Source organism: Streptomyces sp. NPDC048442 (genome assembly GCF_040651475.1).
Classification (GTDB): Bacteria; Actinomycetota; Actinomycetes; order Streptomycetales; family Streptomycetaceae; genus Streptomyces.
Genome location: NZ_JBEZKB010000002.1, coordinates 194530 through 209657, shown reverse-complemented (window position 1 = coordinate 209657; position 15128 = coordinate 194530). Strand labels below are relative to the sequence as shown.

15 protein-coding genes are annotated in these 15128 nt (G+C 71.4%); 5 read left to right on the top strand and 10 right to left on the bottom strand.

Annotated features, from left to right (window positions below):
* Window positions 1-155: 155 nt before the first annotated feature.
* Entirely contained in the window at window positions 156-2252 is a 2097-nt protein-coding gene (locus AB0D18_RS04765; RefSeq protein WP_362412777.1) for a PhoX family phosphatase, read from the top strand.
* A 107-nt stretch (window positions 2253-2359) separates the two neighbouring features.
* Complete coding sequence (locus AB0D18_RS04760) at window positions 2360-2788, top strand: DUF3592 domain-containing protein (protein WP_362412774.1); 429 nt, start codon at window positions 2360-2362, stop codon at window positions 2786-2788.
* A gap of 84 nt (window positions 2789-2872) precedes the next feature.
* Here the strand turns inward: AB0D18_RS04760 and AB0D18_RS04755 are convergent, their stop codons facing one another.
* From AB0D18_RS04755 to AB0D18_RS04730, 6 genes are all read right to left on the bottom strand, one after another.
* Window positions 2873-4438, bottom strand: a complete 1566-nt coding sequence (locus AB0D18_RS04755; RefSeq protein ID WP_362412771.1) for an alpha/beta fold hydrolase — start codon at window positions 4436-4438, stop codon at window positions 2873-2875.
* Window positions 4439-4628: 190 nt separating this feature from the next.
* A complete protein-coding gene (locus AB0D18_RS04750) occupies window positions 4629-6578 on the bottom strand; it encodes an FUSC family protein (RefSeq protein ID WP_362413421.1) in 1950 nt (649 codons plus the stop codon).
* An 83-nt stretch (window positions 6579-6661) separates the two neighbouring features.
* Window positions 6662-6907 (bottom strand): DUF2630 family protein, encoded by a 246-nt coding sequence (locus AB0D18_RS04745; protein ID WP_362412768.1) that lies wholly within the window; start codon window positions 6905-6907, stop codon window positions 6662-6664.
* Between the two features lie 341 nt (window positions 6908-7248).
* The gene (locus AB0D18_RS04740; protein WP_362413419.1) at window positions 7249-8256 is read right to left on the bottom strand and encodes an endonuclease/exonuclease/phosphatase family protein; all 1008 of its coding nucleotides are present in this window, start codon (window positions 8254-8256) and stop codon (window positions 7249-7251) included.
* A 182-nt stretch (window positions 8257-8438) separates the two neighbouring features.
* Window positions 8439-8951: a hypothetical protein gene (locus tag AB0D18_RS04735; RefSeq protein ID WP_362412765.1), complete on the bottom strand. Its 513-nt coding sequence runs from the start codon at window positions 8949-8951 to the stop codon at window positions 8439-8441.
* Complete coding sequence (locus AB0D18_RS04730; RefSeq protein ID WP_362412762.1) at window positions 8948-9904, bottom strand: hypothetical protein; 957 nt, start codon at window positions 9902-9904, stop codon at window positions 8948-8950. The genes AB0D18_RS04735 and AB0D18_RS04730 overlap by 4 nt, the downstream gene beginning before the upstream one ends.
* 285 nt (window positions 9905-10189) lie before the next feature.
* Between AB0D18_RS04730 and AB0D18_RS04725 the strand changes: the two genes are divergently transcribed.
* Entirely contained in the window at window positions 10190-10627 is a 438-nt protein-coding gene (locus AB0D18_RS04725; RefSeq protein WP_362412759.1) for a hypothetical protein, read from the top strand.
* Window positions 10628-10726: 99 nt separating this feature from the next.
* Here AB0D18_RS04725 and AB0D18_RS04720 read toward each other — a convergent pair whose 3' ends face one another.
* A complete protein-coding gene (locus tag AB0D18_RS04720; protein ID WP_362412756.1) occupies window positions 10727-11131 on the bottom strand; it encodes a hypothetical protein in 405 nt (134 codons plus the stop codon).
* A gap of 411 nt (window positions 11132-11542) precedes the next feature.
* Here AB0D18_RS04720 and AB0D18_RS04715 point away from each other — a divergent pair, with 411 nt between their 5' ends.
* Window positions 11543-12049: a hypothetical protein gene (locus tag AB0D18_RS04715; RefSeq protein WP_362412753.1), complete on the top strand. Its 507-nt coding sequence runs from the start codon at window positions 11543-11545 to the stop codon at window positions 12047-12049.
* A complete protein-coding gene (locus AB0D18_RS04710) occupies window positions 12046-12720 on the top strand; it encodes an OmpA family protein (RefSeq protein ID WP_362412750.1) in 675 nt (224 codons plus the stop codon). Before AB0D18_RS04715 ends, AB0D18_RS04710 begins: the two co-directional genes overlap by 4 nt.
* Before the next feature lie 89 nt (window positions 12721-12809).
* Here AB0D18_RS04710 and AB0D18_RS04705 read toward each other — a convergent pair whose 3' ends face one another.
* The 3 genes from AB0D18_RS04705 to AB0D18_RS04695 all read right to left on the bottom strand — a co-directional run bounded on the left by AB0D18_RS04705 (window position 12810) and on the right by AB0D18_RS04695 (window position 15116).
* Complete coding sequence (locus AB0D18_RS04705) at window positions 12810-13316, bottom strand: universal stress protein (protein ID WP_362412747.1); 507 nt, start codon at window positions 13314-13316, stop codon at window positions 12810-12812.
* A 61-nt stretch (window positions 13317-13377) separates the two neighbouring features.
* Complete coding sequence (locus tag AB0D18_RS04700) at window positions 13378-14007, bottom strand: FMN reductase (protein WP_362412744.1); 630 nt, start codon at window positions 14005-14007, stop codon at window positions 13378-13380.
* The gene (locus AB0D18_RS04695) at window positions 14004-15116 is read right to left on the bottom strand and encodes an LLM class flavin-dependent oxidoreductase (protein ID WP_362413417.1); all 1113 of its coding nucleotides are present in this window, start codon (window positions 15114-15116) and stop codon (window positions 14004-14006) included. Before AB0D18_RS04695 ends, AB0D18_RS04700 begins: the two co-directional genes overlap by 4 nt.
* Between the last annotated feature and the right edge of the window lie 12 nt (window positions 15117-15128).

Below are 15128 nucleotides of genomic sequence, written 5' to 3'. Positions count from 1 at the left end.
TGCCGGTGGTTCTTCCGGTCGGCTGGACTTCACCCCTCGTTCATCCGGCGTGCCCCGGGTGCGCCCTGTGGGCGCCCTAGTGTCACGGCCGAAAGACATCCGGCCAGGCAAACCGAAAACAGATTCGGCCTGGTCGCCCATTGGAGGGGACCGACGTGCGCAACCTGCTGCCGCTGCTCAACCCGTCGCCGCACGCCGGCGGACGTTCCGCGCTGACGTGCCGTTACCGCTGCGGAGACGCCTGCTTCCAGGAAGTCCCGAACACCAGCGACAACGAGTACGTCGGCGACGTCATCGCGGGGGCGCTGTCCCGCCGCTCGATGATGCGGGCGGCAGCCGTCGTCACGGTTGCCGCGACGGCGGGCGGCGCACTCGCCATGGGCGGAACGTCCGAAGCGGTCGCGGCGGAATCCGCGAAGCACCGCCCCGGCAACGGGAACGGCAAGGGCAATGGCGGCGGCTCCAAGGCCGACGGCGCCAAGGGCCTTCGCTTCACGCCGGTCGCCCCCAACACCGACGACAAGGTCAGCATCCCCTCCGGCTACGAGCAGAACGTCGTCATCCGCTGGGGCGACCCGATCCTGCGCGGCGCCCCCGCCTTCGACCCGGACAAGCAGACGGCGAAGGCGCAGGCAGGCCAGTTCGGCTACAACAACGACTTCCTCTCCCTCCTCCCCCTGCGGGGCGAGGGCGGTGACCGCCAGGTCCTGGTCGCCAACCACGAGTACACGGACGAAGTCCTGATGTTCAAGGGCTACGACCCGGAGAACCCCACCCGCGACCAGGTCGAGATCTCCTGGGCCGCGCACGGCCTCGGCGTCGTCGTGGTCGAGGAGATCCGCCGCGGCGCGGGCCTCACCGCGGTCCCCCGCCACCACCTCAACCGCCGCATCACCGTGAACACCCCGATGAAGCTGACGGGCCCGGCGGCAGGCAGCAAGTTCCTCCGTACGTCCGCCGACCCGACCGGCACCAAGGTCTTCGGCACCTTCGCCAACTGCGCGGGCGGTACGACCCCTTGGGGCACCACGCTCCACGGCGAGGAGAACTTCAACGGCTACTTCGCCAACGCCGACCACGCCACGAGCGCCACCGACAAGCGCTACGGCATCCAGAAGGGCGCGTCCGAGCGCAAGTGGGAACGCTTCGACAAGCGTTTCGACGTCAAGCAGGAGCCGCAGGAGTCGCACCGGCACGGCTGGGTCGTCGAGCTCGACCCGTACGACCCGGACTCGACCCCCCGCAAGCGCACCGCACTCGGCCGCTTCAAGCACGAGGCCGCGCAGCCCCGCCTGACCGACGACGGCCGCCCGGTCGTCTACATGGGCGACGACGAACGCTTCGACTACCTCTACAAGTTCGTCTCGTCGAAGCGCATGAAGAAGGGCAACTCGCGCGCCGCCCGCGAGCACAACCTCACCCTCCTCGACGAGGGCACGCTGTACGTCGCCAAGCTCACCGGCGACTCCCCGGCGGCCGAGATCGACGGCACGGGCAAGCTCCCGAACGACGGCGAGTTCGACGGCTCCGGCACCTGGATCCCGCTCGCCACCGGCACCAAGTCGCACGTCCCCGGCATGAGCGCCGAAGAGGTGTACGTCTTCACGCGCCTCGCGGGCGACAAGGTCGGCGCCACCAAGATGGACCGCCCGGAGGACGTCGAGCCGTCCCCGCGCACGGGCCGCGTCTACGTCGCCCTCACCAACAACACCGACCGCGGCAAGCCCGGCAAGCCCGGCGCCGACGAGGCCAACCCGCGCAACCTCAACAAGCACGGCCAGATCCTGGAGCTCGCCGAGCACTGGGACGACCCGGCGGGCGACTCCTTCTCCTGGCGCCTCTTCCTCGTCGCGGGCGACCCCAAGGACCCCGCCACGTACTTCGCGGGCTTCCCCAAGGACAAGGTCTCCCCGATCTCCTGCCCCGACAACGTCGCCTTCGACGCCCACGGCAACCTGTGGATCTCCACCGACGGCAACCAGCTCGGCAACCACGACGGCCTGTTCGGCGTCGCCACCGCAGGTGAGCGCCGCGGCGAGCTGAAGCAGTTCCTGACCGTCCCCAAGGGCGCCGAGACCTGCGGCCCGCTGATCCAGGACCGCCGCGTCCTGGTCGCGGTCCAGCACCCGGGCGAGCTCGACGGCGCCACCGCCGAAAAGCCGGGCTCGGCCTGGCCCGACGGCCCCGGCAAGATGGTCCGCCCGGCGGTCGTCTCGGTCTGGCGCAAGGACGGCCGCGACATCGGGGTGTAGGTCACCCGAGGGTAGGCATCCCGCTGGACTCGCGCGTGCCGGATCTGCGTGTGCGCCCCTGAACCCTGACCGTTTGTGCAGGTCAGTGGGCGCCTACGCTGCCCGGCATGGAAATGCTTGGGTTCGGGGTGTTCCTGCTGGCGACCTTCGGAGTGCTGTGCGGGTGGCTCGTGTGGCAGCTCGTGGAGCGGCTCCGGTCGATGTTCGGGGGGCTGGCCGCCGAGGGGACCTGCGTGCGGCGGTACTGCACCGAGGGGAGTGACGGGGGGACCTTCACCCACCACGTGTACGGCTTCACGACCTCCGACGGGCAGTACTGCGAGTTCGAGGAGGACGCGGTCCTCATGGAGCGGGGGCAGGCCGTGACCGTGCGGTACCGGCTGGGGAAGAACCCGGCCGGGACGGCCACCGTGATGGGGAAGGGCGGGGCCTGGTCGCCGCTGTTCGGGCAGCTCTTCGGGATCGGGGTGAGCGGGTGCTTCGTACTGCTCGGGGTGCTGTTCCTGTGGCTGGGGGCGGACGAGCTGCTGAAGTGAGGCAGTGAGGCAGTGGGGAAGTGAGGCAGTGAGGTTCGGGGTCAGGCCGGCGGGCGCGGCGCGGGCTCGGGATCAGGCTCGGGGTCAGGCCGCCGGGCAGGTGCCGGCCTTCGGGGTGCGGGCTTCGACGAGGGTGTTCAGTACGGCCGTGTTCACGCACGGGTTGCCCGACTGGGCGAGGCCGTGGAGTTGGCCGGCGGCCCTGACCAGGCTGGCCGGGAGGCGTGCGGCGACGGCTTTCGCCTCGGCGAGCGGGGTGCGGACGTCGTGCTCGGAGTTGAGGACCAGGGGCTTCGGGGCCGCCTTCGCGGCGATCGGGCCGAGCGGGGTGCCGGAGCGCGGCCAGGAGGGGCAGACCGCGTACACCGAGGCGGTGTACGCGGCGTTGTCCTTCAGGCCCGTCCTCGTCGCGGTGTCCGTCACCTCCTTGAGGAAACCGGCGGTCGTCTCCGGCCACGCGTAGTCCTGACAGCGCACGGCCTGGTCGAAGCCGCCCCCGTGCCCGGGGCTCTTGAGGGCGGCGGCGACGTCCTTCGGGAACCCCTTGACCGCGTACGACTTCAGATCGGCGTACGCGGCCTTGTCGCCCGCCGCAGCGTCCTGCGCCTTCGCCACGGCGCGGCTGAAGCCGGGCCAGTCGGAGGGGACGACCATGACCGCGTCGGCGGCCTTCAGCAGGTCGGGGGTCTTGCCGGAGACCGCCTTGAGGACCTCCTCCGGCTTCGGGGCGATCGCGCACTCTGCGGGGCCCGACCCGCTGCACCAGGACCGGAAACCGGCCGTCCGCGCGCGCAGCTGCGCGTCCGCCTTCTCCTCCTCGGTCATGCCGCTGGTGGCGGACGCCTCTTCGAGAGTGACGGCGCCCGCGAGTTCCTTCGCCAGGCCGGTGAGTGCCGGGTCAAGGGTGCCGTCGAGGACGGTGGCGCGCACCCGGTCGGGGTGTTCGCGCAGGTACTCCTGGGCGACCAGGGTTCCGTAACTGACCATCTGGAGGCTGAGCTTGTCCTCGCCGAGGGCCAGCCGGATGGATTCTAGGTCGGCGACGACGTCGCGGCTGCCGAGGTGTGCCGTCAACTCACCATATTTCGCACGGCACTTGGTGATGTATTCCTTGGCGGACCTCTCGACCGCGGTCGGGTCCACCACGTCCGCCTTCGTGAGGTCCGCGAAATCCGTCTCTTCGAGTTTCTGTACCGCTCCCGCCGGTTCCCCGCAGTCGAAGGGCGTGCTTGCGCCCGACCCGCGCCGGTCGAAGCCGACGACGTCGAACAGGGCGCGGATCTGCGGCGGGAGGAGGTTCGCGGTGGTGTAGAGGCCGGGCAGGCCCGGACCGCCGGGGTCCATCACGAGCGCGCCGATACGGCGTTTGAGGTCGGTGGCGGGGAGGCGGGAGACGGCCAGGTCGAGGGTGCCGGAACCGGGTTTCGCCGCGTCGACCGGGACCTTGAGGGTGGTGCACTCGCGGGTGGGCTGGCCGGTGAGGGGGCAGTCCCGCCAGTCCGCCTTGGGGGCGGGTACGGGGGGCGGCCCCGAGGACTTGGCGGGCTCGCCGGCGCCGTCCTTGTCCTCGCCGCCGCAGGAGATGAGCGCGAGGGACAGGGCCGTGACCAGCGCCCACGTCCGCACTCGCACCCGCGCCCGTACTGCCACTGTGTGCCGACCCTTCGCCGCGCCCTGTCGTCCTTCGCCGTTCCGGCCAGCATGGGCAGGGGGCGGGCCGGTCGCATCCGGGGAGCGCCCGTACGGGCCACACGGCGGAGGGCCTCACGGCGGAGGGCCCCACGGTGAGGGCCCCACGGCGGAGGGCGGCCCAGGGAGTGCGGGCCCAGGGAGTGCGGGGTCAGGCTCCCGGTGTCGCGATCGCCCGCGCCGCCAGGACCTCCTGGTGGAGCGGGGCGAGGACCCCGGCCTCGGGGTAGTCGGCGGGTTCGGTGGCGCCGGGGCGGTCCTCACGTACCGCAGGCGGAGTGGCCGCGGTGGTCAACCCCTCTGCCAGATCGCGGAGTTGGGCGGTGAGGGCGGCGACCTCCGGGGCGGGCGGCGGCGGTGCCCCGTGGTCCACGCGCACCCGGGCGGCCGTCGTCGCGTCGACGATGCGCTCCACCGCGATGGCCAGCGGCCACCAGGCGGCGGCGCTGCGGCCCATCGGCGGGGGCTCGGTGAGGGCGCGCTGGAATTCGGTGCGGATGGTCATCAGGTCCTTGTAGAGGGTGCGGCGGGCGTGCGTGCGGCGCGTGCGGTTCGCGGGGTTCGGGGGGTCGGCGAAGGCGAGGGCCAGGTAGTCCGCCGTGTCGTGGACCGCCTTCGCGAGGCGGCTCCCGACCCTGGTGTGCCAGGTTTCCGGCCACAGCAGGTAGCCCGCGAGGAGAGTGATCGCGCAGCCGATGAGGCTGTCCCAGAGGCGGGGCAGGACGAGGCCGAAGCCCTGGTGGTTGAGGAGGTCGGAGAGGAGGAGGATCACCGGGGTGATGGCGGCCGTCTGGTAGGCGTAGCCACGCACCGAGAAGAGCGGGATCAGGGCCGCGAGCACCAGCATCACCGGTACGTCCCACCAGCCCCGGCTCAGCTCGGAGAGGACCACGGCGGCCAGAACCAGGCCCACCGCCGTGCCGATCGCGCGCAGCACGGCCCGCGAGAACACCGAGCCGAAGTCCGGCTTCATGACGAAGACGACGGTGAGCGTCACCCAGTACGAGCGCGGCACCTCGATGAGCGAGACCAGGCACTGGGCGAGCCCGATGCAGACCGCGAGGCGCAGCCCGTACCGCCAGGAGGCGCCCGAACGCAGCACGTTGCGCAGCGCGCGCCGGACGCGGATGCGCAGGGCGGCGGGGCGGCCGAGCCGGTCGTCGATGTTGTACGGGTCCGGGTCCTCGGCCAGTACGACGGTCGCCGCGTGCCGCAGCGCGTGGTCGACGGCGTGGCCTGCGGGGGTACGGGGGGCGGGGCAGGCGGACACGGCGGCGTGCTCCGCGGCGTGCTCCGTACGGCGGTCGGCGGTCGGCTCGCCGCGCTCGACCGCGTCCGCCAGCACCCGTACCGCAGAAGGGATTTCGGGCGGGAGCCGCTTCCCCTGTACGTGTGCTGCCGGGGCCGCCTCGATCAGCGGGATCAGGGCGTTGAGCTGGGCGAGTACGCGGACCAGGGGGCTGCGGCGGCCGTGTTCGCGGGTGCGGCGGGCGAGGATCAGGTCGTACGAGGCGTTGAGGGACCGGGAGACGTCCTGGCGGGTGGCCGGGTAGGCGGAGGTGCCCGCCGCTTCGAGGAGTGCGGCCACTTCGCGGTACGTCGCGGCGACGGCCGTGCGCTCGGGAGCGCCGCCGCGCCACGGCCAGGCGAGCAGGGTGAGGAGGAGGACGAGGAGGCCGCCGAGGGTCATCAGGAGCGGGGCCGTCCACCAGGGGTCGGGCATCGGGAGGCCGGCGCCGACGACGGCGTTGAGGATCAGCAGGAGGCCGGAGACCGAGGCCACCGCCCCGACGGAGGAGATCATTCCGGAGATCAGGGCGAGGGCGGTCAGGGCGGCGACCGCCACCCAGCCGTGCCCGTACACGAGCGTCCCGAGGGTGACGCCGACGGCGCCGAAGAGCTGCGGCACGGCGATGTTGAGGATCCGCATCCGGTACGCGTCGGCGGTGTCGCCGATGACACCGCTGAGCCCGCCCATGGCGGCGAGCGCCCCGTACGCGGGCTGCCCGGCGGCCAGCCCGACGGCAAGAGGAATCGCGAGCGCGAGCGAGGCCCGCACCAGGGCGGCCCAGGGGGTGCCGGGCGACGGAAGCGGACGCAGACCGGTGAGGAGCCAGGGTGGCGGGGCGAGGCGGGCGGCGCGGGGCGTGCGGGGCGTGTGCGGCGTGCCGTCCGGGCTTCCGGTCAGCTGAGGTAACCCTCGACCTCGCCGGGCGGCCGGACTGCCGCCTCGTCGGGGTTCTCGCCGAACTCCGACTTGGCACGGCGTTGGCGCAGCAGGTCCCAGCACTGGTCGAGCTGGACTTCGAGGGCCTTCAACCGGGCCGCCCCGTCGGCACCGAGACCCGGATCCCCCGAGGCGCGCCCCCGCAACTCCCGCTCCTCCGCCACCAGTTCGTCGATCCGCCCGATGATCCCGGGGGTATCCATACGATCGCCCACCTCTCGCTCGCGTCCCTCCAGAGTGATCGAGAATACGACTCCCCGCATCCGGACGGACTACACCCCACAAGGGAGCGCCCCTCACAGGAGCGCCCCTCACAGGAGCGCCCCTCACAGGAGCGCCCCTCACAGGAGCGCCCCTCACGGGAGCGCCCCATAGGGGCGCGGGGAACTGCGCGACCAGCCACGACGCCGCCGCAGCTGCTCAACGGCCCCGCACGGACGCGCCCCCTGAGAGGCGCGGACTGTACGGGATGTACGCTCCGCCGCGCGGGCGCGACCAGCCACGACGCAGCCGCAGATCACCAACGCCCCCCTCGGGCGGCGCCTCACCGCCCCTCCAGCGAAGCGCCCCCACGCAATTCCAGCTCCACCAGAAGCGCCCGGTGATCCGTCCCCGCAAAGTCCAAAAAGCGCGCCCCCCGCACCCCGAATTCCTCACTGACCAGCACATGGTCGATCTGCGCCCCCAGCGGCGGCGCCGTCTTCGCGGGCCAGGTCGGCGTGCGCGACGCCCCCGCGAGCGCGGCCCCGTCACGCAGCCCCGCCCCCGCGTCGAGCACGCGTCGGAACGCCGCGTGGTCCTGCGACGCGTTGAAGTCCCCCGCCACGATCGTCGGCCCGCTCCCCGCGGCGACGTACGCCCGGATCGCCTCCAGTTCGCTCTCCCACTGGTTCACGTGCCGCGGCACCGGCGGCAGCGGGTGCGCGAGCTGGAGTCGCACCTGCCGGCCACCGACGACGGCGACCGCGCCCGGCATCGCCAGCGTGGAGACGATCCCGGGGGCCGGACGCAGCGGGTGGGTGCTGAGGATCGCGGATCCCTCCGCGCCGCCCGCCTCGACGACCTTGCGGTACGGGTACGAGGCCGCCGGGAGCTCCCGGGCGAGGGCGCGCGAGCAGCGGTAGTTGCACTCCTGGACGTACACGAGGTCCGGCTTCTCGCGGCGTACGGCGGCGATCAGTGGGTCCGTCGCCCCGCCGAACTCGACGTTCGCGGTGAGTACGCGCAGCTGCACGACGACCGCCCCCCGGCCCGCGTCCGGCTCGTCCTGGTCCCCGTACGGCCGCAGGAACCAGCCGTTCACGGCCGCCAGTACGAGCGCGAGGCCGACCAGCGCCGGTCGCCGGGCGAACGCGCCGAGCAGCAGGGCGGCACCCGCCGGGACCAGCAACCACGGGAGAAACGCCAGGAGTTGGGGAATCGGCGTGATGCCGTCGACGTCGGCGGCCCGGCATGCGAGGACCGTCCCCGTACCGGCGAGCAGCAGCCCGGCGGCCCATGCGGCGGCCCGCCGCCACGGGTGGGTGACGGCGGGCCGGGGCGGGCCGCCCATGGAGTCCGGATCGAGGCGTGCCTCTCGGGTGTCCAAGGAATTCCCCTCACCACGTCTCGCGTACGCCGACGACCGCAGTGTCCCTCAACAGGCGCCGGTCCGGGGTCGGACGGGGATCAGACCCATGAACGGACGGAGGCCGGACGAGCGGCGGCAAATCGGCTCAGTGCCGCAAGATCGGCTCAGTGCCGCAGTGCCTTCCCGATCTCCGCCTTGACGTCGCCCTGGAGCGTGCGGTTGCTGCGCGCGGTGGCGGTGGCGTCCTTGCCTGCCGCGACGTCCTTGAGGCTGACGACGACGGTGTCCAGGAGGTTGCCGTCCGCGTCGCGGAAGCTCACCTGGACCGTGTAACTCGCGCTCTTGTCCGTCTTGTTGGTGGCGGTGATCTCGGCGGCCGAGCGGTCGCCGTCGGCCTTCACGTCACCGGCCTTGACGTCGCCCTTGGCGTCGGTGCCGTCCTTGACCTCGGCGAGCTTGGCGGAGGCGGAGGCAGAGGCGGACGCGTACGCCTCCTTGGCCTTCTCCTTGGCCTCTCCGGCCTTGGCGGTGGCGCTCGCCGCGGCCTCCCCGGCCTTCTGGGTGGCATTGGAGACGGCGTCCCCGGTCTTCGACTTGTCGTCTTCGCTGCAGGCGGAGACGGACAGGGCCAGGACGGAGGCGAGAAGGGCAGCACCGGCTGCACGTGTGATCTTCATGCAGGCCACCCTTTGCCGCTGCCGGCCGCATCGCGAGGCGGGTGGGCCGAACGGGCCAACGGTTCCTCCTCCCGGCTGTCCCAGCCGTCCCAGCGATCGGGCCCACTCTTCCCACCCCGCCGCCCCGTCAGCCACCAAGCGCCCCCGGCCACCACCGCCACCACCGACCCCACCACTCCCACCGTCCACGCCGTCGTACGCAGTGTCCCGGTGAGCGCCGAGTACACGGCTTCGGCCGCCGCGCGGTCGACGTCCTGGGGGAGGTCCGTCAGGGCCAGGTTGTGGGCGACGGCGAGGAGGAGTGCCAGCAGCAGCGCCCCGGCCACCAGCGCGAGACCGGCCAGCGCGGTGGTGAGCAGCCGGCGCCCCCGTACGGCGAGCAGGATCGCGCCCACCACCAGCAGCGCGGTCACCGGCGGAAGCCAACGGGCGGCGGGAACAAGGATGTGGTAGCCGGTGCGCCAGGTGTCGAGCTGGTCGGTCCTGAGGAGGGTGATGTCGGTGTGGACGACCGGGAGGCGCCCGGCGAGCGGTACGCCGTCGTCCGTGAGCCGCTGTTTCAGCTCGGCGGTGACGGGCGCCAGGTCGAGGGTGACGGTGTCACCGGAGCCCTTGTCGGCTTCGAGGGCGTCGCGGAGGGCGTCGTGGGTGATACGGCTGACCGTGTTCCAGGCCTTGTCGTACGCGTCCGTACCGGCGAAGGAACGGGCCGTCTCGCCGAGCAGCCGCTCGGCACCGTTCTGCAGCGGGCCGAGGTCGATCTGCTTCATGATCTCGCCGGTCAGCCGGTCCGTGACCGCTCTCTGTACGTCGGGGTCGTCGGCCAGCGGCGCCATGGTGGCGACGTACCGCCCGGTGTCCCCGACCCCGGCATCCGCCCACACCGCGACCGCGTTCACCGGCACGAGCAGCGCGACGAGGGCGAGCAGCAGGGGAGGAAGGAATCGGCGCATAGCCCCAGCCAAGGCCAGCACGGTACGCCCCGCGAGCGGGACGCCGCCGGAATGGTGAGGGGAACGGGGTCGGCGAGGCATCCGCCCCGGGAGGCGGCGAGGCGAACGGCGGGGGGCGGGGAGGCATCCGCCCCGGGGGGACGGTCCCTCCGACCGCCCCCGCACAGGTCACCCCCGCCCCCCCGCCCCCCCGCCCCCTCCCGCTTGATCCACTTGCCGGTCCCGGCCGGCGGGTGTGACCTGGAGGGAGCAGGGGGTCGCTTCGAGGACCGAGGAGTCGTCGAGATGGGCGCACACGCAGCGATGCCGGGACGGGGCGCAGGGGGCGCCGTCACCGGAACATCAGGAAACACCGCACACGCCTCGCACGCCTCGCATGCCTCGCGTGCAAGCTGGGCCATCCCCCTCACCCTGGGCGTCGCCTACGGCATCTACATCGCCTTCATGGCACGCGGAAGCTCCCCCCTGACCTGGGCGAACGTAGGGCTCGGCGTCCTGTGCGGGGTGATCATGGCCGCGATCGCGTACGGCGTCGGCAAGGCCGGCAAGTACCTCGGCCCCGGTCAGCGCGCGCTAGCGTTCGCCGTCCCCTTCGGCGCTGGGATGGGCTTCCTCTTCAGCCTCGGCGGCGCCAGCGTCCTCACCTCGGTGGTGTACGCCCTGGTCCTCTTCGCGGGAATGCTCGTGACGGCGCACTACGCCTTCTACTCGCACACGCCCTGACACCCGGCGGAAGAAGATTGGTCGGAATCCCCCAAGTCCCTTCAGGTGCAGTCGAGTTGGGCATACGGGCCGCGTATGCCCAACGCTCGGCGTAGCGCGCTACTCGCCGACGCGGTCCGGCACCACGACGACCTGCCACTCGTCCTCGTACACAACTCGCCCCGGCGCGGCGGCCGAACGGACCTCGACGCACTCCACGCCGTGGGCGTCCAGGATCTCCAGGTAGCCGGGTACGCGCCCGATCAGCTCCGTCGAAGTGCTCTTGAACCAGGCGACCGCGCCGGGGTTGACCGCATGGTCGTAGACGGTCGGATCAACGCTCGACGGCTCGGCGTACGCCGCGTCGTACCAGTCGTTGTTCGCACGCCGGAACGGCTCTTGGTCCGTCGTCAGCTTCCCCTCCCGCGCAAGCCCGTTGACCAGCGCGAACACTCCCGGAAAGTGCCCCCTGGGGTGGGCCTCCGTGCCCTGAAACCGTACGAACCGCATAGCTTCCTCACTCATGCCGAACGATGCTACGACGCTGCGGCGAGCCCCCGTGGCCGCCGTGGCCGCCGTCCGGCACGGCCTGCTGTGGCCCACCGTCCGCAAACTTTTCCGCCAGTGGCGGGACGCCGGCGTCTTCGGGTCCTCCTGGAGGCCTGTTCGCCGGTTCTGGGGCAACTGCCGTGCTCCCAGGGCGAGAAGTCTTCATCCCGGGCTGCTGTGGAGGTTTCATGTGCGCGATGTATGCCACCAGGATGCAGCGTTCGCATGCGCTACTGTGCAACGCGTTGCAGTGGACGGGAATGAGGGGGAAGCGCGATGCGTGAAGTGCGGGGTCGTACCGGTATTGGGCGCCGAAGTCGGCACGGAATGGCACACGTCGGGGCGAAGGTGGCTGCCGTTGGAGCCATTGCGATCGTAACGCTTTCGTTGAGTGGGTGCGGGGGTGCCGGCTCGGGTGGTGGGCCGGACGGCAAGTCGCCGGCCGCCGCCGAGAAGCCGGGTGCCGGAAAGCCCGCCGCTGCAGACCCCAAGGGCATGGGTCTGGAGATGAAGGGCGCGAACGGCGCCGTGCTCACCATCAACTCCGTGCAGCGGTACGAGGGCGGTGTGGTGACCGTCCGCGGCGAGATGCGCAACGACGGCAAGGAGGCCCTGAACACCGACCACTGGACCGGCGGCAACGACCTGTCGCTGAAGAACGGCTACTCCTCCTCGGGTGCCTCCCTGGCGGACCTCAAGGGCAAGAAGCGCTACTACCCGCTGCGGGACACCCAGGGCAACTGCCTGTGCAACCAGTTCCACACGGTCTTCCAGCCCGGCGCCAAGGCCCCGGTCTACGTCCAGTTCCCGGCGCCGCCGGAGGGCACCACGAACGTCGACTTCGCCATGCCGACCTTCGGTACCGTCCCCGTCAAGATCGCGGCCGCGCAGTGAGGCCGGTGACGACGGCACGCACCGCTGCCGCCCGGATCGCGGCCTGCGCGCTCAGTGTCGTATGCCTGACGACTGTTCTCGGTCTGTACGACGCGCCTGCGGCCCGCGCCGAACCCTCGCCCAGCGCATCGCCCGAGCCGCCGCCCGTCCCCGTCGATCCGAACGCCGCGGTCCTGGAGCTGAAGGACGGCGCGAAGCTGGCCCCTCCGGTCGTGGTCGACATCCTCTCGGTCTCCGAGGATCTGTCCGGCGATTCGGGGCGCGAGGAGTCGAACGACGACATCAAGCTGACCCTCCAGTCCGAGGTCCTCTTCGCCAAGGACAGCGCGGCGCTGAGCAGCCGCGCCGGCGCCCGGATCGCCGAGGTCGCCGCGGAGATCAAGGAGAACGGCCCGCGGAAGGTCACGGTCCACGGCTTCACCGACAACCTGGGTACGTACGCCCACGGCAAGACCCTCTCCACGCAGCGCGCCGCAGCCGTACACAAGGCGCTCGCCGCGCAGTTGGGCGCGTCAGGGATCGTCTACGAGGTGGCAGGCAAGAGCGAAGACGATCCCCTCGCGTCCAACTCCACCGAGGAGGGCCGGAAGAAGAACCGACGGGTGGAGATCTCGTTCGGGCGGGGGACGGAGGGATCGGCGGGGGCCAAGGCCCAGGGGTCGGAGGGGTAGACGCGGTCGTGGCCGAGTGCGGTCCGCGACGCCTGGCAGGGCAGGGGCTGCTGCGCACCCGCCCCGCGTCCCGTGGCCCGCACCGCCGGTCAGCCCCCGGAAGCGGAAGCGGAAGGAGAAGCGGTAGTGGTAGCGGAGGCGGACGCCTGTGGCTGTGCCCCGAGTTGACCTGGCTCGGTGCCCCGTACCACCGTCACCGGCACCGACGAGTGCTGCACCACGTGCAGTGACACCGAGCCCATCACCGTTGCCCGCAGGCCCGTGTGGCCGCGGGCGCCGATTACCAGCAGGTCGGCGCCCTTCGAGCGGTTCAGCAGTGCCTCGGCCGCGTTGCCCTTCACCGTGTGGCACGTGGCGGAGGTGGCCGCGTGCACGGCGAGTGCCTTGTTCACGGTGGCGGCGAGGATGTGGGCGGCCTGCTTCTCCGGGTCGTACGTCGCGTTCTCCGGGATCAGACCGCCCCAGGTCGGGAACTCCCAGGCCGTGACGACGTCCAGTTCCGCGCCGGTCAGTCCCGCCTGCGTGGCGGCCCACTGCAACGCCCGTACGGACTGCTCCGAGCCGTCCACGCCGACGACGATCCTGCCTGTTGCCATGACTGCCTCCCAGAAGAGCCGACCATTGCGGCAAATCTACGTGAAGAGGGGCATGAGGGGATTAATTGATCCGGAGGTCGGCGAGCTGTTGGGCGAACGGCACGACCTCGTCCGTTACGGAGTCCGAGTCCGTTACGGAGCCCGACTGGTCCGCCCGCTGCCGGAGCTGCACCGCCAGCTCCGACGCCGCCCGGGTGATGCGTCCCGGCAGGTGCTCCGTGAAGCTGTCGCCGGTGGCGCCCCAGTCCTCCGAGGCCGCGAACACGGCCGTCGGGAGCACGACGGCCCGCAGGTACGCGAAGAGCGGGCGGACCGCGTGGTCCAGGGCGAGCGAGTGGCGGGCGGTCCCGCCGGTTGCCGCGATCAGGACCGGGGTGCCGGTCAGTGCGTCCGGGTCGATCAGGTCGAAGAAGGACTTGAAGAGGCCGCTGTAGGAGGCGGAGAAGACCGGAGTGACCGCGATCAGACCGTCCGCCTCGGTCACCGCGTCGATCGCCTTGCGCAGGGCGGCGTTCGGGAAGCCGGTGACGAGGTGGTTCGCGATGGCGGTGGCGAGTTCGCGGACCTCGATGAACTGGACTGATATGTCCGGGAGTTCGGTCCGTACCGCTTCCGTCAGGCGGTCGGCGAGGAGCCGGGTGGACGAGGGGACGCTCAGGCCCGCGGAGACGACGGTCAGGTTCGTGGTCATGAGGTCTTGGCCTCCTCCTGGTTGTCGGTGAGTGCGGTGAGGGACTGCGCGACACGGGCTGCGTGCGTCGGGCCGTCCGGGACGCCGGCCGGGCGGTCCTTCGCCATTTCCTTGCGCAGTACGGGTACGACCTCCTCGCCGAGGATGTCGAGCTGTTCCAGGACCGTCTTCAGGGGCAGGCCTGCGTGGTCCACGAGGAAGAGCTGGCGCTGGTAGTCGCCGAAGCTCTCCCGGAAGGTGAGGGTCTTCTCGATGAACTCCTGCGGGGAGCCGACGGCGAGGGGTGTCTCCGCCATGAACTCCTCCATCGACGGCCCGTGTCCGATGACCGGCGCGTTGTCGAAGTAGGGGCGGAACTCGCGCTTGGCGTCCTGCGAGTTCTTCCGGATGAAGCCGTGCCCGCCGAGCCCGACGACCGCCTGTTCCGGGGTGCCGTGGCCGTAGTGCGCGTACCGCTCCCGGTAGAAGTTGATCAGCTTCTGGAAGTGGTTCTTGGGCCAGAAGATGTTGTTCGCGAAGAAGCCGTCGCCGTAGTACGCGGCCTGTTCGGCGATCTCCGGGGAGCGGATGGAGCCGTGCCAGACGAAGGGCGGGACGCCGTCGAGAGGGCGCGGGGTGGAGGTGAAGGACTGGAGCGGCGTGCGGAACTTGCCCTCCCAGTTGACGACCTCCTTGCGCCACAGCTCGTGCAGGAGCGCGTAGTTCTCGACGGCGAGCGGGATGCCCTGGCGGATGTCCTTGCCGAACCACGGGTAGACCGGGCCGGTGTTGCCGCGCCCCATCATCAGGTCCACCCGCCCGTCGGCCAGGTGCTGGAGCATCGCGTAGTCCTCGGCGATCTTCACCGGGTCGTTGGTGGTGATGAGGGTGGTGGAGGTGGAGAGGATGAGGCGCTCGGTGCGGGCGGCGATGTAGCCGAGCATGGTGGTGGGGGAGGAGGGGACGAACGGCGGGTTGTGGTGCTCGCCGGTCGCGAAGACGTCCAGGCCGACCTCTTCCGTCTTCTGCGCGATCGCGACCATCGCCTTGATCCGCTCGTACTCGGTCGGGGTGCGGCCGGTCGTCGGGTCGGGGGTCACGTCGCCGACGGTGAAGATTCCGAACTGCATCGCGCCCATGGG

Bases quoted from the DNA above. Each gene is read 5' to 3' on its own strand.
- AB0D18_RS04760 (WP_362412774.1), top strand. From the start codon at position 2,360: ATGGAAATGCTTGGGTTCGGGGTGTTCCTGCTGGCGACCTTCGGAGTG.
- AB0D18_RS04745 (WP_362412768.1), bottom strand. From the start codon at position 6,907: ATGGATACCCCCGGGATCATCGGGCGGATCGACGAACTGGTGGCGGAG.
- AB0D18_RS04740 (WP_362413419.1), bottom strand. From the start codon at position 8,256: ATGGGCGGCCCGCCCCGGCCCGCCGTCACCCACCCGTGGCGGCGGGCC.
- AB0D18_RS04735 (WP_362412765.1), bottom strand. From the start codon at position 8,951: ATGAAGATCACACGTGCAGCCGGTGCTGCCCTTCTCGCCTCCGTCCTG.
- AB0D18_RS04730 (WP_362412762.1), bottom strand. From the start codon at position 9,904: ATGCGCCGATTCCTTCCTCCCCTGCTGCTCGCCCTCGTCGCGCTGCTC.
- AB0D18_RS04725 (WP_362412759.1), top strand. From the start codon at position 10,190: ATGGGCGCACACGCAGCGATGCCGGGACGGGGCGCAGGGGGCGCCGTC.
- AB0D18_RS04720 (WP_362412756.1), bottom strand. From the start codon at position 11,131: ATGAGTGAGGAAGCTATGCGGTTCGTACGGTTTCAGGGCACGGAGGCC.
- AB0D18_RS04705 (WP_362412747.1), bottom strand. From the start codon at position 13,316: ATGGCAACAGGCAGGATCGTCGTCGGCGTGGACGGCTCGGAGCAGTCC.
- AB0D18_RS04700 (WP_362412744.1), bottom strand. From the start codon at position 14,007: ATGACCACGAACCTGACCGTCGTCTCCGCGGGCCTGAGCGTCCCCTCG.
- AB0D18_RS04695 (WP_362413417.1), bottom strand. From the start codon at position 15,116: ATGCAGTTCGGAATCTTCACCGTCGGCGACGTGACCCCCGACCCGACG.